Origin of the sequence: Streptomyces sp. NPDC093221 (assembly GCF_044753885.1) — a bacterium.
GTDB lineage: Bacteria > Actinomycetota > Actinomycetes > Streptomycetales > Streptomycetaceae > Actinacidiphila.
On sequence record NZ_JBIVOA010000004.1, the window covers coordinates 89,740 to 115,650 of the forward strand.

At 72.2% G+C, this 25,911-nt stretch carries 22 protein-coding genes; 12 read left to right on the forward strand and 10 right to left on the reverse strand.

The window, feature by feature from the left end:
* Positions 1–58 precede the first annotated feature (58 nt).
* The 7 genes from ACIQCJ_RS17320 to ACIQCJ_RS17350 all read right to left on the reverse strand — a co-directional run bounded on the left by ACIQCJ_RS17320 (position 59) and on the right by ACIQCJ_RS17350 (position 9,483).
* Positions 59–838: an IclR family transcriptional regulator gene (locus ACIQCJ_RS17320; protein WP_355348430.1), complete on the reverse strand. Its 780-nt coding sequence runs from the start codon at positions 836–838 to the stop codon at positions 59–61.
* A 62-nt stretch (positions 839–900) separates the two neighbouring features.
* A complete protein-coding gene (locus ACIQCJ_RS17325; RefSeq protein WP_402711816.1) occupies positions 901–2,550 on the reverse strand; it encodes a gamma-glutamyltransferase family protein in 1,650 nt (549 codons plus the stop codon).
* A complete protein-coding gene (locus ACIQCJ_RS17330) occupies positions 2,547–4,142 on the reverse strand; it encodes a DUF885 family protein (RefSeq protein WP_402711817.1) in 1,596 nt (531 codons plus the stop codon). Before ACIQCJ_RS17330 ends, ACIQCJ_RS17325 begins: the two co-directional genes overlap by 4 nt.
* A gap of 88 nt (positions 4,143–4,230) precedes the next feature.
* Positions 4,231–6,024: an iron ABC transporter permease gene (locus ACIQCJ_RS17335; protein WP_355348421.1), complete on the reverse strand. Its 1,794-nt coding sequence runs from the start codon at positions 6,022–6,024 to the stop codon at positions 4,231–4,233.
* A 134-nt stretch (positions 6,025–6,158) separates the two neighbouring features.
* Positions 6,159–7,340 (reverse strand): substrate-binding domain-containing protein, encoded by a 1,182-nt coding sequence (locus ACIQCJ_RS17340; RefSeq protein ID WP_355348418.1) that lies wholly within the window; start codon positions 7,338–7,340, stop codon positions 6,159–6,161.
* A 99-nt stretch (positions 7,341–7,439) separates the two neighbouring features.
* The gene (locus ACIQCJ_RS17345) at positions 7,440–8,516 is read right to left on the reverse strand and encodes an ATP-binding cassette domain-containing protein (protein WP_391049967.1); all 1,077 of its coding nucleotides are present in this window, start codon (positions 8,514–8,516) and stop codon (positions 7,440–7,442) included.
* A gap of 313 nt (positions 8,517–8,829) precedes the next feature.
* On the reverse strand, positions 8,830–9,483 hold the full coding sequence (locus tag ACIQCJ_RS17350; RefSeq protein WP_391161793.1) for an FCD domain-containing protein: 654 nt from the start codon (positions 9,481–9,483) through the stop codon (positions 8,830–8,832).
* 441 nt (positions 9,484–9,924) lie between these two features.
* Here ACIQCJ_RS17350 and ACIQCJ_RS17355 point away from each other — a divergent pair, with 441 nt between their 5' ends.
* From ACIQCJ_RS17355 to ACIQCJ_RS17375, 5 genes are all read left to right on the forward strand, one after another.
* On the forward strand, positions 9,925–10,833 hold the full coding sequence (locus tag ACIQCJ_RS17355; protein ID WP_401312413.1) for a dihydrodipicolinate synthase family protein: 909 nt from the start codon (positions 9,925–9,927) through the stop codon (positions 10,831–10,833).
* Entirely contained in the window at positions 10,830–11,831 is a 1,002-nt protein-coding gene (locus tag ACIQCJ_RS17360; RefSeq protein WP_391049962.1) for a proline racemase family protein, read from the forward strand. Before ACIQCJ_RS17355 ends, ACIQCJ_RS17360 begins: the two co-directional genes overlap by 4 nt.
* A gap of 105 nt (positions 11,832–11,936) precedes the next feature.
* A complete protein-coding gene (locus tag ACIQCJ_RS17365; protein WP_402711818.1) occupies positions 11,937–13,178 on the forward strand; it encodes an NAD(P)/FAD-dependent oxidoreductase in 1,242 nt (413 codons plus the stop codon).
* Positions 13,162–13,458, forward strand: coding sequence for a (2Fe-2S)-binding protein (locus tag ACIQCJ_RS17370; protein WP_401858380.1), 297 nt, complete (start codon positions 13,162–13,164; stop codon positions 13,456–13,458). The genes ACIQCJ_RS17365 and ACIQCJ_RS17370 overlap by 17 nt, the downstream gene beginning before the upstream one ends.
* A complete protein-coding gene (locus tag ACIQCJ_RS17375; RefSeq protein WP_402711819.1) occupies positions 13,455–14,960 on the forward strand; it encodes an FAD-dependent oxidoreductase in 1,506 nt (501 codons plus the stop codon). Before ACIQCJ_RS17370 ends, ACIQCJ_RS17375 begins: the two co-directional genes overlap by 4 nt.
* A gap of 95 nt (positions 14,961–15,055) precedes the next feature.
* Here ACIQCJ_RS17375 and ACIQCJ_RS17380 read toward each other — a convergent pair whose 3' ends face one another.
* Together ACIQCJ_RS17380 and ACIQCJ_RS17385 are read right to left on the reverse strand one after the other, a co-directional pair.
* Entirely contained in the window at positions 15,056–16,018 is a 963-nt protein-coding gene (locus tag ACIQCJ_RS17380; protein WP_402711820.1) for a helix-turn-helix domain-containing protein, read from the reverse strand.
* Positions 16,019–16,154: 136 nt separating this feature from the next.
* On the reverse strand, positions 16,155–17,666 hold the full coding sequence (locus ACIQCJ_RS17385) for a glycoside hydrolase family 3 protein (protein ID WP_402711821.1): 1,512 nt from the start codon (positions 17,664–17,666) through the stop codon (positions 16,155–16,157).
* A gap of 569 nt (positions 17,667–18,235) precedes the next feature.
* Between ACIQCJ_RS17385 and ACIQCJ_RS17390 the strand changes: the two genes are divergently transcribed.
* From ACIQCJ_RS17390 to ACIQCJ_RS17415, 6 genes are all read left to right on the forward strand, one after another.
* Positions 18,236–19,297, forward strand: a complete 1,062-nt coding sequence (locus ACIQCJ_RS17390; RefSeq protein WP_391161801.1) for a phytanoyl-CoA dioxygenase family protein — start codon at positions 18,236–18,238, stop codon at positions 19,295–19,297.
* Entirely contained in the window at positions 19,279–20,598 is a 1,320-nt protein-coding gene (locus ACIQCJ_RS17395; protein ID WP_401858368.1) for a DUF6271 family protein, read from the forward strand. Before ACIQCJ_RS17390 ends, ACIQCJ_RS17395 begins: the two co-directional genes overlap by 19 nt.
* A gap of 8 nt (positions 20,599–20,606) precedes the next feature.
* Positions 20,607–21,818, forward strand: coding sequence for a type III PLP-dependent enzyme (locus ACIQCJ_RS17400; protein WP_402711822.1), 1,212 nt, complete (start codon positions 20,607–20,609; stop codon positions 21,816–21,818).
* The gene (locus tag ACIQCJ_RS17405) at positions 21,815–22,417 is read left to right on the forward strand and encodes a GNAT family N-acetyltransferase (RefSeq protein ID WP_402711823.1); all 603 of its coding nucleotides are present in this window, start codon (positions 21,815–21,817) and stop codon (positions 22,415–22,417) included. Before ACIQCJ_RS17400 ends, ACIQCJ_RS17405 begins: the two co-directional genes overlap by 4 nt.
* Before the next feature lie 5 nt (positions 22,418–22,422).
* Positions 22,423–23,634 (forward strand): MFS transporter, encoded by a 1,212-nt coding sequence (locus ACIQCJ_RS17410; RefSeq protein ID WP_391049942.1) that lies wholly within the window; start codon positions 22,423–22,425, stop codon positions 23,632–23,634.
* Positions 23,635–23,695: 61 nt separating this feature from the next.
* The gene (locus ACIQCJ_RS17415; RefSeq protein ID WP_402711824.1) at positions 23,696–24,136 is read left to right on the forward strand and encodes a GNAT family N-acetyltransferase; all 441 of its coding nucleotides are present in this window, start codon (positions 23,696–23,698) and stop codon (positions 24,134–24,136) included.
* Here the strand turns inward: ACIQCJ_RS17415 and ACIQCJ_RS17420 are convergent.
* A complete protein-coding gene (locus ACIQCJ_RS17420) occupies positions 24,112–24,708 on the reverse strand; it encodes a GNAT family N-acetyltransferase (RefSeq protein WP_402711825.1) in 597 nt (198 codons plus the stop codon). The genes ACIQCJ_RS17415 and ACIQCJ_RS17420 overlap by 25 nt on opposite strands.
* A gap of 161 nt (positions 24,709–24,869) precedes the next feature.
* On the opposite strand from ACIQCJ_RS17420, the gene ACIQCJ_RS17425 reads away from it, so the two are divergent.
* Entirely contained in the window at positions 24,870–25,772 is a 903-nt protein-coding gene (locus ACIQCJ_RS17425) for an oxygenase MpaB family protein (protein WP_401716021.1), read from the forward strand.
* The last annotated feature ends 139 nt before the right edge of the window (positions 25,773–25,911 follow it).

Sequence of the window (25,911 nt, forward strand, 5' to 3'; positions counted from 1 at the left end):
GTGCTCGGGTTCTTGTCGTCGCCGGGGCCGGGGACGGTGTCCCCGGCCCCGGCGGGGGTCACCGCATGTCGCCGATCGCGGACGCCTCCTGGCGCAGCGCGGGAACGGCTCCTTCGGCGAGGTCGAGGGTGAAGCGGGCGGCGGGTCCGCTGATGGAGAGTCCGGCGACCGCGACGCCGTCGGGGCCGACGACAGCGGCGGCCCGGCAGCGCAGGCCCACGCTGTAGGTCTCCTCGTCCACGGCGTAGCCGCGCCGCCTGGCCTCCTCCAGCTCCGGCTGCATCTTCTCCAGCGTGGCCTCGGGGTCCGCCACGTCGGCGCCGCGCAGCAGCGCGAGCTGCCGGGCGCGGGGCAGCCGGGACATGATGGCCTTGCCGAGCGCGGAGTTGTCGGGCGGTATGAACTCGCCGATGCGGTTCACCGCGCGCAGCGGCTGCTCGGACTCGGTGCGGGCGATGATGAACATGCTGTTCCCGACGATGCGTCCGGCGGTGGTGCTCTCGCCGGTGACGCCGGTGAGCAGCCGGGTGGCCTGCTGGAGGCGGTCGTTGCTGTAGAGGTGTTCGCTGACGGCCGCGGCCATGGCGGCGAGCCGTCGGCCGGGCACGAAGCGGTGCGAGGTGGTCTCGTTGAGGAAGCCCCAGGTGACGAGCTGGGCCGTCAGCCGGGACACGGTGGACAGCGGCGCGTCGGCCGCCGCCGCCAGTTCGGTGAGGGTCAGCGGTGCGCCCTCGGCGACCACGGACTGCTCCAGCAAGTTGAGGATGCGCCCCATGTAGCTGGGTGACTTGGTGTTCTCGCTGGGGGCCGGTACGGGGACTTCGGTGTCCTCTGCCATGGGTACGTGCGTCTCCTGTCGTCCCAAGTCGGTTGCGTTGGGCGGCTGTTCGGGCGGGTCGGTCACCATCCCGTGGCCCGTCCCGGGCGCCGCGGGTCGCAGTATCCGTGGCGGTGGCCGTCCGCGTCGACTTCCACCGCGTGGACGGATCCGAAGTGCCAGAAGTAGGGGGTGGTCAGTCGTACGTCGGCGCCGTAGCGGGTGGCGAGCGCGTCGAGCACCCGCGGGTCGATCCGTGCCTCGACGGTGAACGGCTGGTCGGTCTGGACGCCCTGGAAGCGCGGCGCGTCGATCGACTCGGCCAGGTCGAGGCCGTATCCGAGATGGTTGGCCAGGACGATCGCGGTGGCGCGCGCGGACAGGCCCGGTGACCCGAGGGCCAGGTGCGGGGTTCCGTCGCGGGCGACCATGGTGGGCGGGAAGGGCGACAGGACGCGCCGCCCGTCGCCGTCGCCGGTGCCGGGGAAGCTGTTGCCGCTGTTGACGTGGACGCCGTCCACGACCAGGCCGGTGCCGAAGGTGGTGCCGTAGACGCTGTGGGTGAGCGACGCCATGTTGCCCGCGCCGTCCACCGCCACGACGTGGTCGGTGTTGTGGGCGTGCGGCGCGCCGGGCGGCCGGACCGTACCGCCGCTCGCGGGCGCCGGGTCGCGTCGGGTGTTGCCGCGGATCAGCGCGGCCAGCGACGCCGTGAAGTCGGGCGAGAGGAGTTCGTCCACCGGGAGGTCGAAGGACAGCGGGTCCTTCACGAAGCGCTCGGTGAAGAATTCGGCGAACGCCATGGCGCGTCGCAGCACTTCGAGGGCTTCGGCGTCGCGGGTGTAGTGGCCCAGGGCGGGCAGGTCGAAGTGTTCCAGGATGCCGAGCACGAGGCCGATGAGGATGCCCGCGGACGACGGGGGCGGGGCGCCGACGATCTCGTGGTCCCGGTAGGCGCGCCGCACCGGGCGGCTCGCGCGGGCGGTGTAGTCGTCGAGGTCGCGGGCGGTCACGGTGCCGCCGGTCTCGCGGACCGCGGCCACGAAGCGCGACGCCCACGCGCCGCGGTAGACGTGGTCGGGGCCGTCGGCGGCGATCCGCCGCATCGTCTCGGCCAGCGCCGGGCGGACCAGCCGCGCCCCGACGGGCGGTACGTGGCCGTCGGGCAGGAATTCGGCGCGGCCCGAAGGGTGCGCCGCCAACCGGCCCGCGGCGGCCTCGAATGCCTCGCCGTACAGGAAGGAGTACATCGGGAAGCCGGCGGCGGCGACCTCGACGGCGGGTGCGAAGTAGTCGGCCCAGGGGATGCTGCCGTGGCGTTCCATGGCCAGGTGCATGCCCGCGACCGCGCCGGGGACCGCGACGCGGCGGCCGGAGGAGGCGCCGAGGGCGCCGTCCACCGTCACGTAGTGGTCCCAGGTGGCGGAGACCGGCGGGCTGTCGCGGGTGTGGTCGAGTTCGCCGTCGATGTAGTCGTAAGCGCGCCGGGCGGCGTCGTAGTAGAGCACGGACATGCCACCGGCCAGGGTGGTCATCTGCGGTTCGACCACGCCTTGCAGGGGGACGGCCGTGAGCACCGCGTCCATGGCGTTGCCGCCGCGCCGCAGGACGTCGAGCATCGCGTCGGCGACGGCCGGGTGCATGGCGGAGACCATGGCGGTGCCGCCGTGGGCGGAGTCCTTCCGCCCCTGTTCGAGTGCCCGGTCCACGACCGGCCGCTGGCCCGCCGTCATGCCGGTCCGCTCCCCTGGTCCGCCGGTGCGCCAGGACCCGGCTGCGGGAGCGGCGCCGGGCCGATGCCCATCGCGGAGGCCACCAGGCCGACCGGCGGGGAGCCGAAGGCCATCAGCTCACGGTGGAAACGCGGCAGCGTGAAGCCGCTGCCCCACGCGGACTTCGCCTGGTCGCGCAGCCGCCGCATGAGGACCTTGCCCCAGGTGTAGCGGATGTACGTCGGCTCCCACACACCGCGCAGCGCCTCGGCCCGCGCGGCCGGTCCCGCCAGGAACGCCTTGCGTTCGAAGAGGGCGATGGCGTCGTCGAGGGTGAGGGCGCCGGTGTGGATGCCGAGCGCGGCCTGGACGCGGACGACCCGCATCATGGCTTCCTGCGCCATGCCGAACTGGTAGAGGGGGCTGTCGTCCTGGTAGCCCTCCTCCCACATCATCTCCTCGGCGTAGTGCGCCCAGCCCTCGAAGAACAGCTCGGACCAGAGCGTCTTGCGGATCGGCCGGTCGACCTTGCCCATCATCAGGGCGTGGCTGCAGTGGCCGGGGCCGATCTCGTGGACGGCCATCACGGCCATCGCGGGCCGGTTGAACCGGGACAGCCAGGCGCGGTGGTCGTCGAGCGACCAGTGCGGCGAGGGTCCGGTCACGTGGAAGAGCGAGTGGCCGCGCGTCTCCCACGGCGCGGTCCAGCTCACCCGGCCCGCGGCCCAACTCCGCGCGGGCGGGCTGGGTTCGATGACGCACGCCTCGTCGACGACGGGCACCAGTTCGCGCTCGCGCACGAAGCGCGCGGCCAGCGCGACCTGGGCCTGGGTGTCGGCGAGGATGCGCGGGAAGTCGCCGTGGTCGGCGCGCACCCGGGCGCTGAGCCGCCGGGTCCTGGCGGCCGGGTCGTCGGCGCCCGCGGGGTCGAGCCGGGCCGCGGCGTCGTCCAGGATGTCGCTCATCCGCGCGTACTCGCTGTCGGCCATGGCGGCCAGTTCGTCCAGGTCCACCGGGACGCGGTCCTCGCAGCCGAGGAGCGCGGTGAGGTCGGCCCTGCCGAGTCCCGCTGCCGGAGCGGCCTCGCGCGCCGCGCGTTCGAGGTGGGCGGTCAGCCGTTCCAGCGCGGCCAGGGCGCGTACGCCGTCCTCGCCGTCGTCGGCGCGGACCTCGGCGGACATTCCGCGCGCCGCGGGCAGGAACATCCCGGCGACGGAGGACGACAGTTCGTCCAGCGCCTCGATCGCGTTGTCCACGGCGTCCGGCCAGAGCCGCAGGTGGCGGCGCCTGGCCCGCACGCGTACCGCCTCGTCGTCGTAGGGCCGGTCGTACGGCGACAGGTCCAGCGCCTCGATGTGGACCCAGGGGTCCCAGCGGTGCTGGCGGATACGGCCGAACCGGGTCCGCATCGCGTTCTCGGTGGCGGCGAGCTGTGCTTCGTCGTGCGCGTCGTCCAGCGCGGGACCGCCCAGCGCGGCCAGCGCCGAGGCCACCCCGGCAGGCGACAGGTCGACGATCGTGCCGTCGTACTCGTCGTGCAGTCCTGAGTATTCGCGCAGGTAGGCGGCGTCCAGGTCGCAGACGTGGCGCAGCCGTGGGAACAGCTCAGCCATCGGGGGTCTCCTTGGTGGTACGAAGGCGGGTGGTGTGCGGGTACGCGGACGCGGGTGCGGCGTGGCCCGATGCGGTGGTGGCGGTCGGTCACAGCTCCAGTCGTCGGCCGCGCTGGACGACACGCAGGAGCAGGGCGCCGAGTCCGACGACGAGCACCGACAGCGCGGTCATGATCGTGGACAGGGCCGCGGGGGTCGGGTCCTGGTAGTTGTTGAGGTAGCCGTACATCCACACCGGCAGGGTCTGCTGGTCGGAGGTGAGCAGGAAGATCGACAGGTCGATCTCGTTGAAGCTGACGAGGAAGGCGAAGACGCCGCTGATGAGCAGGGCGGGCGCGATCTGCGGCAGCGTCGTGCGCAGGAAGGCGCGCAGCGGCGAGGCGCCGAGGTCGATCGCCGCGTAGTCCAGGGTGCGGTCGGCCCGGGTCAGGGCGGCGGACAGCAGCACGATCACGAACGGCACGGTCGCCACGGTGTGGGCGAGGACCACCGCCCACCTGCCGGAGGGCAGACCCGCCCGGGCGAGCAGCATGAACACGGCGAAGCCGAAGGCGATCTTGGGCACCACGACGGGTGAGAAGAGCGCCGACTGCACCACCCCGCTGCCCCGGAAGCGGTAGCGGACCAGGGCGACCGCGCCGGCGGAGCCGAGCAGGACGGCGAGCACCGCGACCAGCGCCCCGATCCACAGGCTGCCGACGAAGGCGTCCATGACGCCGTCCTGGTGGTAGAGGTTGGTGTACCAGCGGGTGGAGAAGCCGGGCGGCGGCCATACCCCGTAGGAGACCGACGACAGCGAGCTGATCACGACGATCGCGGCGGGCACGAGCTGGAAGGCGTACAGCACGGCCATCCATACGCCGAGTCCGCGGATGCCACGGGGCGGCGAGGGGCTGATGGTGACTCCGCCCTGGTCGGCCTCGGCGAACCGGCGCTGGAGGAGGACGAACGCTCCGGTGGAGACCAGCGCGAGGATCAGCAGCACCAGGGCGCAGACGGAGGCGCCCGGATAGTCCGTGGTGCCGACCAGGGAGTAGATGCTGGTGGACAGGGTCGCGACCCGCCCGCCTCCCAGGAGGCTGGGGGCGGTGAAGCTGGAGATGGTCAGGGCGAAGGTGAGCTGGCATCCGGCGATCAGGCCCGGCGCGCTCAGCGGCAGGGTGATCGAGCGGAAGGTGCGCCAGCGGGAGGCGCCGAAGTCGTCGGCCGCGTCGGCGAGGGTGCCGTCGATCTGCCGGAAGGTGCTGCTGATCGGCAGGACCATCAGCGGCAGCAGGGTGTGCACGAGGGCGATGACGACGGCGCTGCGCTCGTAGAGCAGGTGGACGGGGCCGATGCCGAACAGGCCGAGCGCGGAGTTGAGGAAACCCTCCTGGCCGAGCAGCAGTTGCCAGGCGTAGACGCTGGCGATGCCGGAGAAGACCAGCGAGGAGAAGACCACCGCGTATCCGGCGTTGCGCCAGCCGGTCCGCTTGGTGTGGTGCAGTGCCAGGGCGGTGAGGTAGCCGACGACCGCGGTGATCGCGGTGACCAGCAGACCGACGAGTACGGTCTGCCAGATCACCGACCAGTAGTAGGAGCTGGTGAGGACTTTCGTCCATGTGGCCAGGGTGTTGGTGGTGTTGACGCCACCGGGTTGGTACTTCTGCAGGGAGTACTCGACGAGCGACTCCATGGCGAAGGCGAACACCGCGAGCAGCAGCACGATGCTGGGCGCGAGCAGGAGGAGTGCGGTGCGCCGGTCGCGGCCCTTGCCGGTGAAGGCTTTGGGCTGCGCTCGGCGGGGTCCCGGCTTCTCCGGGGCCGGGCGCTCCGCCGTGGCCGTCGCCGCCCCGCTCACCGGGGCGGCTTCTCGTATGCCGCCTGGAGGGTTGTCCGCCATCGTGCAGGTCCTTCCGGTCGTGGGGTGGACGTCGTCGGGGCTGAGCCGTGAGAACCGGGCTGTCGGAACCGGTCCGTGAGGGCTGAGCCGTAAGAATCTGGAGCCGTCGGAACTGAGTCGTACGAACGGGGCCGTCAGATCTTGGAGACGACTTCCTCGTTCCACCGCGCGGTCCAGGCGGCCATGTTCTTGCCGACGGTGTCCCAGTCGACGTCCACGAACTTCTGGTCGGCGCCGGCGGCGATGGCCGGGATGGCCTGGAGCTTCGGGGTCAGCTTCGAGGTGCTGGAGGCGGGGATCTCGACCGAGGTGTCCACCCAGCGCTGGTTCCACTTGGGCTGGAGCATCTCGTTGACGATGTCGTAGCAGACCTCGAGCTGGTCGTCGGAGGAACCGGAGTTGATGTTGACGCCGACCGGGTCGAAGAAGGCGCCCTCGGTGGGGCGGCTGAAGCCCAGCGGCGCGCCCTGGGCGTGCCAGGCCGTCGAGGTGCCCAGGTAGTGCGAGGTCAGCGGGGCCTCGCTGGTGGAGAGCACGTTGAGGAACTGGGGGTTGGCCGTCACGATCGTGCGGATGTTCTTGGCGTGCTCGATCCACAGCTTGAAGCCGGGGTCCATGTTGTCCCAGCCGCCGCCGTTGAGCTTGGCGGCCATGCCGATGGCCCACCAGGGGATGGTGAAGAAACAGAGCTTTCCGCGCTGGTCGGGCGACCACAGGTCGGTCCAGGACGCGAAGCCCTTGGGGTAGGTCTTGGTGTTGTAGACCAGCCCCATCTGGTCGGCGCCGAACACCACACCGCAGTGGTCGCGCTCGACGAACTGGGCGTGCAGTTGCGAGGTGTTGGGGATCTTGCTGTAGTCCAGCTTGAGGTACATACCGGTGGCCTTGCCGGTGGCCGTCGCGCCGCCGTTGGAGAAGACCAGGTTGTTCAGCGGCTTGTGCGGGTTCGCCTGGTAGGCGGCGGTCTGCTTGGCGAGGTTGAGCGTGTCGTCGATCTTGATCTGCACGTTGGGGTGCTTGTCCTGGTACTCCTTGGCGAACTCCCTGGGCATGAGGCCGAGATCGGCGCCCGCGAAGGGCGTCATGGTGATGGTGAGCTTCTTGCCCGCTCCCTTGCCCGCGCCCGAACTCGCCGACGTGCCGGGCTGCTTGTTCGAGGCGCAGGCGGCCAGGAACAGTCCGGCCGCCACCGCGCCGCCGCCGGTCAGCAGCGAGCGCCGCGACACCGGGGTACGGCCGGTGCCTTCCCCTGCGGGCGACGCGGCTCCGGCCGCCGCCGCCTTGTCCCCGTTCGATCTGCCCGTGTTGCTGTGCATGGTCTCTCCCTGGGTGGTCACAGCACTTCTGGTGGTGGGCCCGCGCTCGGCCGGGACTGTCGCGCGGACAGGCCCGGTGGCCCGTCGCGCGGACGAGTCCTAGGAGTCGGCGCCGAGCATGACGGCGGCGTCGGACGGCCAGCCGATCTCGACCTCGTCCCCCGTGGCGATCCCCCGTGCGTCCTTGGCGGGGAGTTGTACGACCAGTTCCTGCCTGGAGTCGGCCACGGCCACCTGGAAGCGGATGCTGGCTCCCTGGAAGGTCAGGTCCGTGACGCGGGCGGTGAAGCGGTTGTCGAAGTCGCTGGTCAGCCGGGGCCGCATGGCGATGGCCTCGGGCCGGACCGACAGCGCCGTGCCGGGCCCCGGCGTGCGGCAGGTGAAGCCGTCCGCGCGCAGCACCCGGTCGGCGACGGCGCCGCGGATGATGTTGGTGTCGCCGAGGAACGTGGCGACGAATTCGGTGGCGGGGCGGTCGTAGAGCTCGTCGGGCCGCCCGACCTGCTCCACACGGCCCTGGTTCATCAGGGCGATCCGGTCGGAGATGGTGAACGCCTCGGTCTGGTCGTGGGTGACGAAGACGAAGGTGGTCCCTGACTCCTGCTGGATCTGCTTCAGGGCGCGCTGCATCTGCACCCGCAGCCGCAGGTCCAGCGCGCCCAGGGGTTCGTCGAGCAGCAGTACGGCGGGCTTGTTGGCCAGGGCGCGGGCGATCGCCACCCGCTGCTGCTGGCCGCCGGACAACTGGGCGGGCTTGCGGTTGGCGTAACCCGCGAGGTCGACCAGGTCCAGCATGTCGGTGACGGTCGACCGGATCTCCGCCCGTGACTGGCGGCGTATCTTCGGACCGAAAGCGATGTTTTCGGCCACGGTGAGGTGCGGGAAGAGCGCCAGTCTCTGGAAGATCAGGTTGGTCGGCCGCTTGTTGGGCGGCACTCCGGTCATGTCCTTGCCCGCGATGGCGACGGTGCCTTCCGTGGGCTGTTCGAGACCGGCGAGTATCCGCAGCGTGGTGGACTTGCCGCATCCCGACGGTCCCAGGAGCGAGAAGAACTCGCCTCGCCTGACACCGAGGTTCATGCTGGTCACCGCGGTCTCGCCGCCGGGGTAGGTCTTGCTGACATCGGTCAATCGGGCGTCGAGGGCCGACGGATCGTCCGGGTTCACAGCGTTCACCTGAACTTCCATTCATTGGAACTTGGCTTCCACTGGGGTGAGCAGGACGCTAAGTGAGCGACAAGGGTGCGGTCAACGGTCGATCACGAAGTTCTTGAATCGGCGACGACGCACAGGGCACCGTTCAAGCCATCCGACCGGGCTCGCGAGCGGGTCGGGAAATCGTCGCCCGGGCGCTCAACGCCCGCCCGCCACCTGCGAGTTGACTCCCCCGGGCCGCACGGGGCCGAGCCCGCGCGGAGCGCCGCCGGGCGGGGAGAAAATTTCGTCCGATCCGCCCGGTAAAACCTGTGTTACGCGGACGGAAGGGACGTCAGCGCGCCGCCCAGAGCCCCCGGACATGCCCGATGTGCCGGTGCATCATCAGCTCGGCGCCCACCGCGTCGCCGTACTCCACGAAGTCCGTGAGCTGGTGGTGCTCCATCGCCGACTCGACGAGGCTGCCGTCGGCGAGCAGCGGCGCGAGGCCCAGCAGCCGGGTCCGCGCGCGCAGACCCGCGACGACGTTCACCAGGTGCCGGTTGCCGGTGTAGCCCAGCAGCGTGAGGTGGAAGATCCGGTCGGCCTCGACGTATCCGACCAGGTCACCGGCGCGCGCGGCGACGACGATGTGCTCGGCGAGCGTGCGCAGCAGGGGCAGGTCGGCGGCGGGGACCAGCGGGACGACGGCGCGTACGGCGGGCGGTTCGATCAGAAGGCGGACGGCGGTGATCTGGTCCAGGTCCTGGTCGGAGACCTCGGTGATCCGGAAGCCCTTGTTGGGCTGGGCCACCGCGAGCCCTTCCTTGACCAGGTCGAGCATGGCCTCCCGCACCGGGGTGGAGGACACGCCGAAGCGCGCCGCCAGGCTGGGAGCGGAGTAGACCGCGCCCGGGATCAGGTCCCCGGAGACCACGGCGGCGCGCAGTTCGTTGCGCACCCGGTCCCGCTGGGTCTCCCGGCCGTCGACGCTCTGCCCACCGCTCACGTGCCCCGCCCTTCGGCTCTCCCGCGCCCCGCCGCTCGGCCGGCGCATCGCCTGTCCGAGGTCAGGATGACAGCCGGGCGGGGTACGGCGGCGACAGGGCGGAGGGTCAATGAGGTTTCATTGTGCGGCGCAATGATATCCACGGACGCGCGAGCCGGGAACGAAAGGGGCAAAGGCGCACGTCCTCGCGCTGTTCGCTCGAAGATCCGTCGGGGCCTGGCGTCAGTGCCATTGCACAGCTACTGTGACAGCGCAGCGCCCACGGTCCCGGCGGCCGGTCCGTAGCCCGTTGCGCACCACCGATCCGGGCTCCCGTCGCGGCGCCCCCGTCAGCGTCCAGGCGCCCAACGCGCGGCCCGCGAGCGCTCGTTCGCCCGCCCGGCCCCCGTCGTCCTCGCACCGCCGAGGCGGCGCGTCCGCCCTTCCCGTGAGGAGAACCGCATGCCCGACACCCAGGCGCAGCCCTGGCACGGGGTCTACGTCGCCACCGCGCTCCCGTTCCGCCCCGACGGTTCGGTCGACCTCGACGCGTACGGCGAGCACGTCCGGTTCCTGGCCGACGGCGGCTGCCACGGCGTGTGCCCCAACGGTTCGCTCGGCGAGTACCAGACCCTCAGTATCGACGAGCGCACCCGCGTGATGCGGACCGCGATCGAGGCGGCCCCCGAGGGCTTCGGGGTGATGCCCGGCGTGGCCGCGTACGGGTCGCGGGAGGTCTGCGAGTGGATCGAGCGGGCGGCGGAGGCCGGCGCCGCCTCCGTCCTGCTGCTGCCGCCCAACTCCTACCGGGCCTCGCGCTCCGACGTCGTCGCCCACTACCGCGAGGCCGCGCGGGTCGGGCTGCCCGTGGTCGCGTACAACAACCCCATCGACACCAAGGTCGACCTCACCCCCGGCCTGCTCGCCGAACTGCACGCCGAGAATCTGATCGTGGCGGTCAAGGAGTTCAGCGGCGATCCGCGCCGCGCCTATCTGCTGGCCGAGTCGGCGCCGGGCCTGGACCTGATCGTCGGCGCCGACGACATGGTGCTGGAGCTGGGGCTCGCGGGCGCGGTCGGCTGGATCGCGGGGTACACCAACGCCTTCCCGGCCACCACCGTCGAGATGTTCCGCCTGATCACGTCGGACGACCCCGCCGACGTACCGGCCGGAATCGCCCTCTACCGCTCGCTGCACGCGCTGCTGCGCTGGGACTCCAAGACGGAATTCGTCCAGGCCATCAAGCTGTCCATGGATGTGGCCGGACGGTACGGCGGCCCCTGCCGTCCGCCGCGCGGTCCGCTGCCCGACGACGTCGCCGCGCGGATCACCGAGCTGACGAAGGCCGCGGTCGCGGAGGGCTGCCGATGAGGGCGCGGCGCGTCTTCCACGCCGTCGACTCCCACACCGAGGGCATGCCGACCCGTGTGATCACCGGCGGCGTGGGCGTCCTGCCGGGCGGCACCATGGCCGAGCGGCGTACGTGGTTCATGGCCAACAAGGACGATCTGCGCACCCTGCTGATGTACGAGCCGCGCGGGCACGCCGCGATGAGCGGTGCGATCCTCCAGCCCCCGACCCGGCCCGACGCCGACTGGGGCGTGCTGTTCATCGAGGTGTCCGGGGTGCTGCCCATGTGCGGCCACGGCACCATCGGGGTGGCGACCGTGCTGGTCGAGACCGGCATGGTGGAGGTCCGCGAGCCGGTCACCGTGATCCGGCTGGACACCCCGGCGGGGCTGGTCACCGTGGAGGTGGCGGTCGAGGACGGCGCCGCCAGGTCGGTGACGCTGCGCAATGTCGCCTCCTACGCGCACGCGCTGGACCGGACCGTCACCGTGCCCGGCCTCGGCGAGGTGGGCTACGACCTCGCCTTCGGCGGCAACTTCTACGCCGTCGTCGACCTGGAGCGGATCGGCCTGCCCTTCGACCGGCGGGAGGGCGGACGGCTGCTGGAGGCGGGCCTGGCCGTCATGGCGGCGATCAACGAGGCCGACGAGCCGGTCCATCCGGAGCGCCCTGACATCCGCGGCTGCCACCACGTCTATCTCACCGCGCCCGGCTCCACCGCCCGCCACTCCCGGCACGCCATGGCCATCCACCCCGGCTGGTTCGACCGCTCCCCGTGCGGTACGGGGACCAGCGCGCGGATGGCGCAGTTGCACGCCCGCGGGGAGCTCGCGCTGGACACCGACTTCGTGAACGAGTCGTTCATCGGCACCCGCTTCGTCGGCCGTCTGGTGGAGGAGACCGAGGTCGGCGGCGTGCCCGCGGTGGTACCGACCGTCACCGGGCGGGCATGGATCACCGGTACCGCCCAGTACATGCTCGACCCCGACGACCCCTTTCCCGCGGGATTCCTCCTGTAGTGCCCTGCCGGTGGACCCCGCGCCCGCACCCGCCGGTGGACCCCCCGCCCGCACCCGCCCGTGAACCCCACGCCCCGCCCCTGACCTGCGACCGGGAAGGCCGCCATGCGCACACCGCACCCGCCCGCGTCGCGAACGGCGCCGCGCCCGGCCACGGCGTCCGACACCGCGGACCTGGTCGTCATCGGCGCGGGCGTGATCGGGGCCGCCGCCGCGTACTTCGCGGCGCGCGCCGGTCTCGACGTCACGGTCCTGGACCGCGGTCCGCTGGCGGGCGGCACTTCCAGCGCGGGCGAGGGCAATCTGCTGGTCTCCGACAAGGAGCCGGGCCCCGAGCTCGATCTGGCCCTGCTCTCACTGCGCGTGTGGCGTGAGGACCTCGCGGAACACGCCGGCCTGTGGGAGTACGAGCCCAAGGGCGGTCTCGTCGTGGCCGCCACCGCGCAGGGTTCGGGGACGCTGGCCACGCTCGTACGGCATCAGCGCACCCTCGGCGTCGAGGCGGTCGAGGTGTCCGGCGACGAACTGCCCGGCTACGAACCGCTGCTGTCGCGGGAGCTGGTCTCCGGCGCGTTCTACCCGCAGGACGCCCAGGTGCAGCCCGTGCTCGTCGTCGCGCACCTGCTGCGCCTGGCCCGTGAGGCGGGCGCGCGGGTCAGGACCGGCACGGAGGTGACCGGTTTCCGCACGTCCGGGGAACGGATCACCGGCGTCGACACCCACCGCGGTCCGGTGCACGCCCCGGCCGTGCTCAACGCGGCGGGGCCGTGGGCGGGCGACGTGGCGGCGCTGGCCGGAGTACGGGTGCCGGTGCTCCCCCGGCGCGGCGCCGTCCTGGTCACCCGACCGCTCCCCCTGGTCATCCGGCACAAGGTCTACGCCGCCGAGTACGTCGCCGATGTGGCCAGCGGTGACGCCGCACTCCAGACGTCGCCCGTGGTGGAGGGCACCCGCGCGGGCACCGTCCTGATCGGCTCCTCGCGCGAACGCGTCGGCTTCGACCGGCGGCTGTCCCCCGCCGTCCCCGCGGCGCTGGCCCGCAAGGCCATCGCGCTCTTCCCGTTCCTGGCCTCGGTCCCGGCGCTGCGCTCCTACGTCGGCTTCCGCCCCTACTGCCCCGACCACCTGCCGGTGATCGGCCCCGACCCGCGGGCGCCGGGGCTGTGGCACGCCTGCGGGCACGAGGGCGCCGGGATCGGTCTGTCGGCGGGCACGGCCAGCCTGCTCGTCGGTGCGCTGACCGGCCAGGCCGTACCGCTGGACCTCGCGCCCTTCGCCCCCGAGCGCTTCGACACCAGCCCGCCCACCGAGGAACCGCAGGAGGAACCCCGTGCCCCCTCACGCTGACGACCTCGCGGCGCCCTGCACCGTGTTCCTCGACGGCCGGCCCGTCCCTGCCCGCGAGGGCCAAAGCGTCGGCTCCGCCCTGATGGCGGCGGGCATCGTCGCCTGGCGGTCGACCCGCGTCGAGGGCCGACCGCGCGGCCTGTTCTGCGGGATCGGCGTCTGCTTCGACTGCCTGATCACCGTGGACGGCCACCGCGACCAGCGCGCCTGCCAGGTGCCGGCGGCCGACGGCATGCGGCTGGAGACGGCGCCCGCCACGTACGAAGGCACCGACCGATGACGGGCGCCGCCACGACGGCGGAGGCCGAGGTCGCGCGGGCCGAGGTCGCGGTGGTGGGCGCGGGTCCCGCGGGGCTGGCCGCGGCGGCGACCGCCGCCGAGGCGGGGCTGAGCGTCGTCTTGGTCGACGCGGCGGCGCGCCCCGGCGGCCAGTTCTGGCGGCACGGACCGGGGGGACCGCGCGCCGACGAGGGACACCACCACCTGGGCACGTACGCGGACTTGACGGAGCGGCTGTCCCGAGCCGGGGTACGGACGCTGTACGGCCGGCAGGTCTGGCGGGCCGAGCGCGGGGCCGACGGCTTCATTCTCAGGACCCGGCCCGCGCACGACACGGCCCGCGCACCGGCCGTGACGGTGGCCGCGCGCGCCCTGGTGCTCTGTCCGGGCGGATACGACCGCCAACTGCCCATTCCCGGCTGGGACTTGCCCGGTGTCATGGCGGCGGGCGGCGTGCAGGCGCTGCTCAAGGCGGACGGCACCCTGGCCGGGCGGCGGGCGGTGGTGGCCGGGACCGGCCCCTTCCTGCTCCCGGTGGCGACGGGCCTCGCCGCGGCCGGGGCGGACGTACCCCTGGTCTGCGAGGCGAACACGCTGCGCGGCTGGCTGCGCGAGGCCGGCGGCGCGGCGCGGGAACCGGCCAAGGCGGTGGAGGCGGCGCGGTACGCGGCGCTGCTGGCGCGCCACCGTATCCCGTACCGGACGAGGACCGTCGTCACCCACATCCTCGGCGGGACGCGCGTCCGCGCGGTCCGGGTGGCGCCGCTGGGCCGCGACGGCCGCCCCGTCACCGCGCGCGCCACCGAGGTCGCGGCGGATCTGGTGGCGCTCGGCTGGGGTTTCACCCCCGCTCTCGAACTGCCGCTGGCGCTGGGCGCGCGGACGCGGGTGGACGTGGACGGCTCACTGGTCGCGGCGGTGGACGCGTGGCAGCGCGCGAGCGTGCCCGGCGTCTACCTCGCCGGGGAGTGCACCGGGGTCGGGGGCGCCGCGCTCGCCCTGCGCGAGGGCCGGTTGAGCGGGATCGCCGTGGCCGCCGACCTGGGCCGGTCCTACGACCGCGGCGCCGTACGCCGTCTGCGGTCGGGCATCCGGCGGGGTCGCCGCTTCGCCGCGGCGATGCACACCGCCCATCCGGTCCCGGCGCACTGGACGGCGTGGCTCACACCCGACACGGTCGTGTGCCGCTGCGAGGAGGTCACCTTCGCGGCGCTCGACGAGGCCCACCGCACGCTGGGCGCGGACGACCCGCGCACCCTCAAGCAGCTCGCCCGCCCCGGTATGGGCATGTGCCAGGGCCGCGTGTGCGGCTTCGCGACCACCGCGATCAGCGCCGCCCTCACCGGCCGCCCCGCCACCGCCGCCGACCACCGCGGCCTGGCCACCCGCCCGTTGGCCTTCCCCGTGCCGCTGGGCGAGATCGCCGCGGCGGACGGGGACGGGGACGGGGACGGGGACGGCGACGGCGACGGCGACGGCGACGGGGGCGGTCCTGACGCGTAAGAGGCGCGCTCAGGCATGGCGCGCTCAGCCATCGCGTCCTCAGGCATGGCGTCCTCAGGCATGCGGCACGACATGGTGCCGCTGAGCCCAGCCGTTTACGGTTCGCTGCTCCCCGTCGCGTGGCGGTAGTCGCGGGGCGAGAGGTGGTAGGCGGTGCGGAAGGAACGGGTGAAGGTGGAGTGGTCCTTGAATCCCCAGCGGGCGGCTATGCGGTGAATGGGGATGTCCCGGAGGGCGGGGTCGCGCAGGTCCCGGCGGGCGCGCTCCAGGCGGAGGCGGCGGATCCAGGCGGCGAGGGTGGTCTCGCGCGTGGTGAAGAGCCGGTGGAGGTAGCCGACGGAGACGTGCAGGGCGTCGGCGATGTGGGTCGGCGAGAGGTCGGGGTCGTGCAGATGCTGCTGGACGAAGGCTTCGACGCTCAGCAGGAGTGTGCGTCGGCGTGAGTCCTCGCGGAGGGCGGCTTCCGCGTCGAGGTGGTGGGCGACGACGGCGGTGAGCAGGTCCTCGGATATACGGGCCAGCCGCCCGAGGTCGTCGGGGCGGTAGGCCGCCTGCGTGGTCAGGCCGGTGAGGAAGTGCACGAGCATGCCCGCGAATCCGGCCTGTCCCGGTAAGGGCCGGGCCAGCAGGCGTTCGATCCGGTCGGCGGGCTGTCCGAGCTGTGCGCGCGGGATGTGGACGCGTACGAGTGTGGTGGGCTCGCCGCCCGCGCCGAGTTGGAGTCCGAAGGGGCGCGAGCTGTCGTAGAGGGCGATGTCCGTCGACTCCAGGACCGCCTCGCGGCCGAGCTGGCTCATGACGAGCTTGCCCGAGGGCGCCATGGCCAGGCAGAGGAGTTCCGGATCCGCCTGGCGGACCATCTTCGGCGTGCGGACGACCTGCGAGGGCGAGACCCTCAGCTCGACCACGTTCACCGCCGCGAGGTCGACGGTCCTGGCCGACGCCCTGAAGTCCTCCGCCTCCCGGCTGGACAGGCTCATCGGGTGCTCGCTGGTGACGAACAGCTCGTTGAGGGCCGCCAGCCGGTCCGGCGGCGACAGATCGTCACGATCGAACATCGTCCGCATCATGGCTCCCCCTCGGACCGCGGTGGCCGCGTACCGGAGTCTCCGGCCGCGGACCGCCTCGGGCCAAGTATCCCCCGGTGGTCGTCGGACCCGCCCAAGGCGCGGACCCCGCCGGGGCCCGGCCCGACTACCGCGCGCCCACCAGGACTTCCGCCGCGGCGACACCGGAGGCGGCCGTCGCGCCGTGGGTGAAGATCTGCGCGGCGCCCTGGACGGAGTCGCCCGGCAGGCCCATCTCGACGACGATCGCGTCGGGACGTGCCCCGGCGAGTTCGGCGAGCGCGCGGCCCATCCACTTGTTGCGGGAGGCGTCCCTGACGACGACGACCAGCGGGCGCCCGGCGGCGGGCGCGAGCGCGTACGACTCCAGGAGAGCGGCGTCGGCGGCGAGTTCCTGGTGGTGGACGCGGACGAAGGTGGTGCCGGGCAGCCGCTCGCGCAGCGGGGCCGCGACGCCCCAGGGGGTCTCCTTGCCGATGGCCAGGTTGGTGGACGGCACCAGTTCGACCACGTGCGGGGGCGCGGTCAGCGGGAGGACGTCGCCCGCGGAGCCGCCGAGGCGTATGGCGCGGCGGGCGGCGACGTAACCGATGTCGCCGCTGACCGGATTGACCGGAACCGCCCGCGCCAGGCCGGTCGACCACTCGGCGAAGGCGCGGACCCGCTCGGACGCCTCCTCCAGCCGCGCCTGCGTGAGGTCGCCCGACCGTACGGCGTCGGCGAGCGCGTCGGTGAGCAGGTCGACGGTGTCGGCCCCGGAGTTCTCGCCGCCGACACAGACCGCGTCGCAGCCCGCGACGACGGCCTTCACCGTGGCGCCGTCGATGCCGTAGCGGTCGGTGACGGCGCCCATCTCGATGGCGTCGGTGACGATCAGGCCGTCGAAGCCGAGTTCCTTGCGGAGCAGCCCGTCGAGGATGCGGCTGCTGAGGGTGGCCGGAACGTGCGGGTCGTAGGCGGGCACGAGGAGGTGACCGCTCATCACGGCGCGCACGCCCGCGCGGACGGCGGCCTCGAAGGGCGGCAGGGCCTGGGCGGCGATGGTCGCGAGGTCGGCGTCGTAGCTGGGCAGGCCGTGGTGGGAGTCGACGGCGACGTCCCCGTGACCGGGGAAGTGCTTGGCGCAGGCGGCGACTCCGGCCGACTGGAGGCCCTGGATCCAGGCGCCCGCGTGCCGGGCGACCAGACCGGCGTCGACACCGAAGGAGCGCACCCCGATGATCGGGTTGTCCGGGTTGGAGTTGACGTCCACGCTGGGCGCGTAGTTGAGGCTGACGCCGGCGGCGTGCAGTTGGCGGCCGAGGTCGCGGGCGACGGACTCGGTGAGGTCGGGGTCGTCCACGGCGCCGAGCGCGAAGTTGCCGGGCCGGGTGGAGCCGGTCGAGGACTCGATACGGGTGACGTCCCCGGCTTCCTCGTCGATCGCGATGATCAACGCGGGGTTCTCGGCGCGCAGTTGCGCGGTCAGCCGGGCCACCTGCTGGGGCGAGGCGATGTTGCGCGAGAAGAGGACGACGGAGGACAGGCCGTCACCGATGGCCCGCAGCACCCACTCCGGCGCCTCCGTCCCCACGAAGCCGGGCTGGAGAACGGAGAGCGCGAGTCGTCGCAGCTCCTTGTCGGGCGTGCTGGAGGACATCAACTGGGCCTTCCACGTAGAGCCAACGCATTTGTGACACGGCGGACATTGGTACAGACCATCCGGATACTCGCCCAGCGTGATCTGGGGTGTCAAGTGCCTGACGCACGTACACCGGCCACATCGGCCGGGGCGTCCGGGAGACCGCGCCTGACCTGGTCCGTCGCCGCCGGGGAAGCCGCGTCACCCGTGGTAGGGCCCGGATCGCGCACGGCGACGAGGTGGCCGAATCGCCGCCTTCGGGCGGCGCGACACGTCAACTCCACGGTTGACATGGGCGGTTGGTCTAATCCATTTTAGTGGGACGCGAGTTCAGCGAGCGACAAGCGCGGCGTAGTGCCATGAATGATGGGCAAGTTGCGAACGTCCGTTGCCGTACGCACCCACTCGCCCACCGACGGCAACGCACGGTTCCGCCGTGCTTTGGCGTAGGCACATGTAGTGGCGGTCGCCCAGAACCACTCTCGGCACCGGACGCGATTGCCTGTCCCCACACGGCCGATCCGTCCCGGCCGAAGGAAAGCCCGGGGGCGATCCGCATCAGAGAACCGAACCCTGGAGCGACTGCTTTGTCGGCGCCTGATCATTCTTTTCGAGCCTCTTCCGAACGCCCGTACTTCAGCTCGGACGGCGAGACCTACCTCACACCGACTCCGCTGCGGAACCTCCGCAAGACACAGAAACTCCGTGTGCTGTCGGAAGAGGACTTCACTTTCTGGCAGACCTACGGATACGTCGTGGTGCGGCAGGCGATACCCGCCGTCGCGGCCGACGAGCTCCTGGAATTCGCCTGGAATTTCCAGGGACTTGATCCGGCCCGCCCGGACACCTGGTACGAGGAGCGGGAGTTCCGCTCGGATCTCGACAGGGAACTGCACATCTACGGTTTCGTCGAGGCTTACCAGCACCAGCTCATGTGGGACAGCCGGCAGTCGCAGCGCGTCTACGACGCCTTCGTCGACGTATGGGACTGCGAAGAGCTGTGGGTGACGCTGGACCGGCTCAACCTCAACCCGCCCAACATCAAGAACCGGGACCGCGCCCACATCGCGCCGACCGAGCGCGGCTTCGACATCACGCTGCACTGGGACATCGACACCACGCTGGAGGTGCTCCCGCAGCGCGTCCAGGGGATCATCGCGCTCAACGACACCAAGCCCGACCAGGGCGGCTTCCAGTGCGCACCCGACCTCTTCCACCGGTTCGAGGAGTGGAAGGCGCTCCAGCCGGAGGACCGCGACCCGATCCGGCCGAGCGTCGACCGCGCCGAATACCCCGTCATCCAGCCCGATCTCAAGGCCGGTGACCTGCTGATCTGGAACGGGCTGCTCGCGCACGGCGTCGCGCCCAACACCTCGCAGAGCGGCGTCCGCGCCGCCCAGTACCTCTCGATGATGCCCGCCCTGGAGTCGCACCAGGAGCTGCGGGACTCGCGCGTCAACTCCTGGCGGACGCTCAGCACTCCGGAGTGGAACGGCACGCTGGTCGGCGACGCCACCCGGCACGAGTCCCTGCGGTACGGACCCGCGGAGCTGACCGACCTGGGCGCCAAGCTGCTGGGCCGCGACTCCTGGAAGCAGCCGTCCGCGGACCAGGGGACCGGGGAGCGGACATGCGCCGAATCTGCCTGACGCTTCCCACCAACAGGCCCTGCGCGACAACGATATCGGCGGTGCACGAGGAGGCGGCCCACGCCGCCACGCACTTCGACGTCGAGGTGCGTCTGCTGGTCCTGGACTCCTCCGACGCCGGAGCCCGCGAGCAGCACGCTCGGGTCGTGCGCGGTCTGCCGGCCGTACCGGGCGTCGTCGTGCACCACCTCGGCGAGGCGGAGCAGCGCGACTTCCTGCGGCGGGTCATCGAGCGGGCCGCGCCGGACAAGCCCGAGCTGCTGCTCGATCTGATGCTGCCCGCCGGGCTCTCGTACGGCGCCTGCACCAACCGCGCGTTCCTGATCGCCGCGGCGCTGGGCTGCGAGTCCGTGCACCGCAGGGACTCCGACAGCCGCTACCAGTCCGTGGACGGTCTGCCGGTCTTCCCCGTCCACCATGAGCTGTTGTCGCTCGGCAAGCGGGCGGGCGACGCGGCGGCCGGGGTGACCGAGACCGATCTGGCGGACGCGCACACCGGCAAGACCGTCTCCATGGTGGGCAGTTCCTTCATCGGCGAGATGTCCGTCGACATCGAGGAGATGCACCGGCTCGACCGCGACGCCTACTACGACGTGGTCGGGCTGTGGGCGCCGGTCCACTGGTCGTCGCGGAAGAAGCGCGAACTGGTCGACGAGTCCTTCAAGGGCGCGGGCCACGAGCCCTTCGCGGGTGACCACTCGACGCTCACCCTGGTCGACCCGATGCGGGTCGACATGTGCAACATCGCCTTCCACGGGGTCCATGAGCAGGTCCCGCTGATGCCCGCGACGGACACGATCGGCAGTGACTACTTCCTGATCCACCTCGTCCACGACGCGACGCTGCCCGGTGTCCTGCACAACCGGAACATCGTCAATTACCACACCGGTGAGCGGAAGACGGACGCCGGGTTCATGGCGTATCACTTGCGCTTCGCCAAATTCTTCCTGTCGATGCTGTATCTCAACGCCGTGTACGACCGGATGGCCGAGGCCGGTTCCGCGCTGCTGGACGACGACCACCGGATACGGGTGGCCGCGGTCGCCGAATTGCTGCGGGACAGCGCTCTGTTGGACCGTGCGGAGAATGTGGAGCGGCTGGACATCCTCGACCGGTCCTACCGCAAGCTCGGCGGCAGGTACGCGGAATTCGCGGACTCGCTCACGGAGCGGCGCGAGCGGTTGCTGGACGAGGCCCGCGGGGACATCGAGGACTACGCCCTGTTGACGGAAACATGGTCGGCGATGATTCGGGCGAGCAGGGAAACGGGTCTCGACACACTCCAGCGGCTGCCTGGCTGACGCCGCACATGACGCACGAGAACGCCTCACTGTTCGCCGCTCTTTCGGCCAGCGCCGAGGACCGGATCGTCTTCGATCTCAGCGGTATCGAGGAACGCTATGATTCCCTGCTGCGCGAGCTGCCGGGAATCGCGGTGCGCTTCGCCATGAAATCCTGTCCCGTGGACGAAGTGCTCGCCTGTCTTGTCGCGAAAGGCAGCGGATTCGACGCGGCGAGTATCAACGAGATCGAGCAGGCCGTACGCTCCGGCGTCGCGGTCGGGAGAATTCACTACGGCAACACCGTCAAGTCGGACCGGGACATCGCGGCGGCCTATCGCCTCGGTGTCAGGGACTTCGCCACCGACAGCCTGGAGGACGTCGCCGCCGTCGCGGCGCACGCCCCCGGCTCGCGGGTGTTCTGCCGGCTGGCGACCGACGGTGACGGAGCGCTCTGGGGTCTGAGCAACAAGTTCGGCTGCTCGGCCGAGGACGCCGTGGCCGTGCTGGAGAAGGCGCGGGAGTCCGGGCTGCGGCCAGCCGGGCTCTCCGTGCACGTCGGTTCGCAGCAGATGACGGCCGAGGCGTGGCAGCGGGCGTTCGAGCAACTGGTCGACACGCTGACCGTGCTCGGCGAGCGCGGTATGCCGCCGCGGTACGTCAATCTGGGCGGCGGCCTGCCCGCGCTCGGCTATCTCGACAAGCGCGGCAGGCCGCTCGACCCGCCGATCGACAAGATCTTCGCCGTCATCCGCGAGGGCATGCAGCGGTGCCGGGAGGCGGCGGGCGACGGCCTGGGCTTCGTGATGGAGCCGGGCCGCCATCTTGTCGCCGACCACGGGGCCGTCCGGGCGCACGTCTCCCGGCTGTCCACCCGGCACGCGGCGGACGGCACGGCCCACCGCTGGCTCTACCTGAGCTGCGGGAAGTTCAACGGCCTGTACGAGATGGACGAGTTGCAGTACCGGCTGGTCTTCCCCACCCACCCCGACACCCCGCGCGTCGAGGCCACCGTGGCCGGTCCAACCTGTGACAGCGACGACGCCTATTCGCGCGAGCACAGCCTGGTCCCGGTACCCGAGTCGGTCGTGTCGGGCGACCCGGTGTGGGTGCTGTCCAGCGGTGCCTACGCCGTCAGTTACATGACTCAGGGGTTCAACGGCTTCAGCCCGCTGCCGTACGTGTGCGTACGCGGCGCGGGCGACGGGCCGGGCCGCCCGCGGAAGGAGCACGACAGGTGAGCGACCGCGAGACATCCCGGCGCGCGGTGACGGAGCACGCGCGCGTCCGCCCTGTCGGCGACGGCGACTGGGCGGACCTCGTCGCGCTCGAAGCCGCCGCCTACACCTCGCTCGGTCTGTCCGAGGGGCGAGCCGCGCTGGAGTCGAAGGCGTGGGCGTCGCCGACGACGTGCTTCGTCCTCGACGTCGAACAGCGGCTCGCCGGTTACCTGTTGGCGCTGCCGTACCCGGTCTCGCAGGCGCCCGACCTCGCCCGCGGCGAGGAGGTGGTCTTCCGCTCGCGCAATCTGCATGTGCACGACCTCGTCATCGCCGAGGATCTGCGCGGCCGGGGCCTGGGCAAACGCCTGCTGCACCACCTCACCGGGCGGGCGCTCCGGCAGGGATACGAGCAGATGTCGCTCGTCGCGGTCGGCGGCAGTCACACCTTCTGGGCGGCGAACGGCTTCGCCGCCCAGAAGGAGGTCGTGAACTCCGAGAGCTACGGGGCCGGTTCGGTGTACATGTCCATGGCGCTGCCGACCGCGCCGACCGTCGAGAGTCCGACGCCGACCAGCGGCCTGCTGAGCGGGGCACCAACGCGAAACGAAGTGGGATAACGCCTGTGTTGCACGTTCACGATCCGTTCCGGCGCGGGCAGTTGGCGATCGGGGCGCTCTTCTTCTCGCTGGGTTTCCAGTACGCCACCTGGGCGTCGCGGCTGCCCGCGATCAAGGCGCATCTGGACCTGACCGCCGCGCAGGTGGGGCTGCTGCTGATGGCCACCGGCATCGGCGCCGCCGCCGCTTTCCCGCTGGTGGCGATGCTGATGCGGCGGCTGGGCTCGCGGCTGCTGTCGCTGCTCTCGGCCGTCGGCCTGACGCTGCTGCTCATCCCGCTGTCCGTCATGCCGAACTACCCGGTCGCGCTGCTCGTCATGGGATGTGACGGGGTGCTCGTGGCCTGCCTGAATGTGGCGATGAACGCGCAGGGCGCGGCGCTGGAGGCCGTCCATCGGCGCAACGCCATGGCCAAGCTGCACGCGACCTTCAGCGGCGGCTCGCTCGGCGCGGCCCTGCTCGCCTCCGGAATGAACACCGTCACCTCGACGATGGCGGTGCACTTCGGCGCCGCCGCCGTCCTGTTGCTCCTGCTGACCGCGTACGCCAGGACCGGGCTGCTGACGCAAGAGCAAATCGCGGCCAAGGACGAGGCGGCCGAGGCGCAGGAGCAGAAGGAGGACGCGGTCGCGGTCGCGGAGGAACGGGGTGCCAAGAGCCGCGGCAAGTGGACACTGCCCGCCCGTATGACCCTGTGGATGGGCTGCGCGATGGCCTTCGGCACGGTCACCGAGGGTGCGATGAACGACTGGTCGGCGATCTACATGAAGGACGTCGCCAAGGCCTCGGCCGAACTGGCGCCCATGGGCATCGCCGTCGTCTCGGTCATGATGGTGCTCGCCCGGCTCTTCGCCGACGGCTGGCGCAGCCGCTGGGGTGACGGCCTGATCGTCCGTGCGGGCAGCGCCCTGGCCGCGGCGGGCCTGGCCATCGCGCTGCTCAGCGGCGGCGTGGTCCCGGCGCTGATCGGCTTCGCCGCGGTCGGCCTGGGCATCGCCGCCGTGACGCCGTGCGTGTACGTGGCGGCGGCCGGTCAGGGTTCGGACGCGCTGACGCTGGTCGCGACGATGGGCACGACGGGGCTGCTCGCGGGGCCGCCGGTGATCGGCTTCATCGCCAACGCGACCGGTCTGGTCTGGGGCCTGGGCGCCGTGGCCGCCTCGGCGCTGGTCGTGTCCCTGTGCAGCACGCAGATCCGCTGGACGTCGACCGCCTGAGCCGCGGGCCGCGCCCCGAATCACGGTTGACGCCTCGGGGCGCGCCCGCTTCGCTGTGCAGGTGAGCACACTTCGCATCGAACGCGTGCGCCCCGACGCCTTCGTCCAGGACTGGCGCGCCGTCCACAACACGGTCATCCCCACGCATCCGCTGTCCCTGGACGACGTCCGGGAGCGCAGCGGACGCCACCTCCTGGAGGTCGCCTACCTCGGCGACGTCCTGGTCGGAAACATGACGGTACGGCCGCCGACCGACGACGAGCCGGTGGTCACGGTCATCGCGCGGGTCCTCAGCGCACACCGGGGGCGGGGCTTCGGCCGGGAGCTGTACGCGCGCGGGCTCGCGCACGCGCGGGAGCTGCGGCCGGGCGCCGTCGAGACGGTGGTGCTGGAGTCCAATGAGGACGGGCTGCGCTTCGCGCTCACGCAGGGCTTCGTCGAGGTCGAGCGGTATCTGCTGCCGGGCGACACGATCCGTTACGTGACGCTGCGGCTGCCCTGAGCGGCGTCCTCCGCGCCGCCGCCGTGGCGGCCGGGGCGCAGGTCGAGCACGTGGAACACCTTGTCGTAGCGGCGCGGCCCGACCGCCACGAAGTCCGGCAGGCGGCCGTACTCACGAAAGCCCAGTGATTCGTAGAGGCCGATGGCGCGGGTGTTGTCGCCACGGGCGTCGAGGGTGAGCACTTCGATCCCGGCCCGGCGGGCGTCGGCGACGAGCGCCGCGGTCAGGGCGCGGCCGATGCCGTGGCCGTGGGCGGCGCCGTCCACGGCGAGCCGCTCCAGGTCGGCGTGGGGGCGGTGGGTGGGGCGGGTGTACCGCAGCCAGTAGCCGAACCCGACCAGGTCCTCGCCGAGATACGCGGCGCGCAGCGACCCGTCACCGGCCCGTACCGCGGTCAGGACCCGGTCGAGGAGGGCCGTGACCTCGTCGGTGCCGGGCGGCTCCAGCCAGCCGAGCGGGGCGCCGCCCCGGACCAGCGGGGCCAGCAGCGCGTGCGCCGCTCCGGGGTCCAGCGCTCGCGCCCGCTCGATGCGCAGCCCGTCCCCGAGCGCGCCCGCCTCAGCCGTCGTCATCGCGTTCCGCCTCTCCCGCGCAGGTGCTTCCGTCCGTGGGCCGCCGCGCCCGGGTACCGCCGGGGTCCGGCCGCCTGTTTCCGTCCCACATCATCTCCGGCGGGACCTCGCCGACACCTCCCCGCGCGACCGCGTTCACGCCCGAGTCGTACAGTGGCGATATGGCCGTCAGTATTCTGGACATTCCCGGCGTCGCAGCCGTGCGGCAGCGGTTGCGCGCGGAATTGCTGGCGCGGGTGGCGGGGCCCTCGGGGCCGAAGAACCGGGCGCGGATCCAGGACGCGCGGGGGCCGCGGTGGTTCGGCCCCGAGCGGCCGATCCGCGTGGTGCACGGTGACGCGTCGATGTTCATCGGGGGCTTGCGTGCGCTGCTGTTGCAGTCGCTGCATCCGCTGGCGATGGCCGCGGTCGCCGCGCACTCCGGCTACCGGGGAGATCCGTGGGGCCGTCTCCAGCGCACCAGCACCTTTCTGGCGGTCACGACCTTCGGCACCGCCGAGGACGCGCGGCAGGCCGTCGAGCAGGTACGGGCGGTGCACGAGCGCGTCAGCGGCACGACCGCGGAGGGGGAGCCGTACCGGGCGTCGGATCCGCATCTGCTGGGCTGGGTGCACGTCGCCGAGGTGGACAGTTTCCTGCGCGCTCATCAGCGGTACGGGGCGCGGCCGTTGGACGCCGCGGGCTGCGACGCCTACGTGGCGGACACCGCGCGGGTCGCGGAGGCCCTCGGTGTCCTCGACCCGCCGCGCGACCAGGCGGCGCTGACCGCCCGGCTCGCCGCGTACCGGCCGGAGTTGCGGTCCACGGCCGAGGCGCGGGACGCGGCGCGTTTCCTGCTGCTCGACCCGCCGCTGCCGTGGGCCGCCCGCGGCCCGTACGCGATCTTGGCCGCGGGCGCGGTGGGGCTGCTTCCTTCGTGGGCCCGCAGCCCGCTGCGGCTGCCGTATCTGCCGATCACCGAAGCGACCGGCGTCCGGCTCGCGGGGCACGGTCTGACCAGGACGATCCGCTGGGCGATGGCTCCGGAGGCCGCCGGGCGGTCCGACGGGCCGTCAGAAGGCTGACGGGCGGGGCCGGAAGACGGCACAGAGGCGGGGGGGGGGGGGGGGGGGGGGGGCCCCCCCCCCCCCCCCCGGGGGGGGGCCCCCCCCCCCCGCGCCCCCCCCCGGGGGGGGGGGGCCGGGGGGCCCCCGCGAAACCCCC

Excerpts from the sequence above, each read along its gene's own strand:
- ACIQCJ_RS17320 (WP_355348430.1), bottom strand. The coding sequence starts at position 838 with ATGGCAGAGGACACCGAAGTCCCCGTACCGGCCCCCAGCGAGAACACC.
- ACIQCJ_RS17325 (WP_402711816.1), bottom strand. The coding sequence starts at position 2,550 with ATGACGGCGGGCCAGCGGCCGGTCGTGGACCGGGCACTCGAACAGGGG.
- ACIQCJ_RS17330 (WP_402711817.1), bottom strand. The coding sequence starts at position 4,142 with ATGGCTGAGCTGTTCCCACGGCTGCGCCACGTCTGCGACCTGGACGCC.
- ACIQCJ_RS17335 (WP_355348421.1), bottom strand. The coding sequence starts at position 6,024 with ATGGCGGACAACCCTCCAGGCGGCATACGAGAAGCCGCCCCGGTGAGC.
- ACIQCJ_RS17340 (WP_355348418.1), bottom strand. The coding sequence starts at position 7,340 with ATGCACAGCAACACGGGCAGATCGAACGGGGACAAGGCGGCGGCGGCC.
- ACIQCJ_RS17355 (WP_401312413.1), top strand. The coding sequence starts at position 9,925 with ATGCCCGACACCCAGGCGCAGCCCTGGCACGGGGTCTACGTCGCCACC.
- ACIQCJ_RS17360 (WP_391049962.1), top strand. The coding sequence starts at position 10,830 with ATGAGGGCGCGGCGCGTCTTCCACGCCGTCGACTCCCACACCGAGGGC.
- ACIQCJ_RS17365 (WP_402711818.1), top strand. The coding sequence starts at position 11,937 with ATGCGCACACCGCACCCGCCCGCGTCGCGAACGGCGCCGCGCCCGGCC.
- ACIQCJ_RS17375 (WP_402711819.1), top strand. The coding sequence starts at position 13,455 with ATGACGGGCGCCGCCACGACGGCGGAGGCCGAGGTCGCGCGGGCCGAG.
- ACIQCJ_RS17380 (WP_402711820.1), bottom strand. The coding sequence starts at position 16,018 with ATGTTCGATCGTGACGATCTGTCGCCGCCGGACCGGCTGGCGGCCCTC.
- ACIQCJ_RS17385 (WP_402711821.1), bottom strand. The coding sequence starts at position 17,666 with ATGTCCTCCAGCACGCCCGACAAGGAGCTGCGACGACTCGCGCTCTCC.
- ACIQCJ_RS17395 (WP_401858368.1), top strand. The coding sequence starts at position 19,279 with ATGCGCCGAATCTGCCTGACGCTTCCCACCAACAGGCCCTGCGCGACA.
- ACIQCJ_RS17400 (WP_402711822.1), top strand. The coding sequence starts at position 20,607 with ATGACGCACGAGAACGCCTCACTGTTCGCCGCTCTTTCGGCCAGCGCC.
- ACIQCJ_RS17420 (WP_402711825.1), bottom strand. The coding sequence starts at position 24,708 with ATGACGACGGCTGAGGCGGGCGCGCTCGGGGACGGGCTGCGCATCGAG.
- ACIQCJ_RS17425 (WP_401716021.1), top strand. The coding sequence starts at position 24,870 with ATGGCCGTCAGTATTCTGGACATTCCCGGCGTCGCAGCCGTGCGGCAG.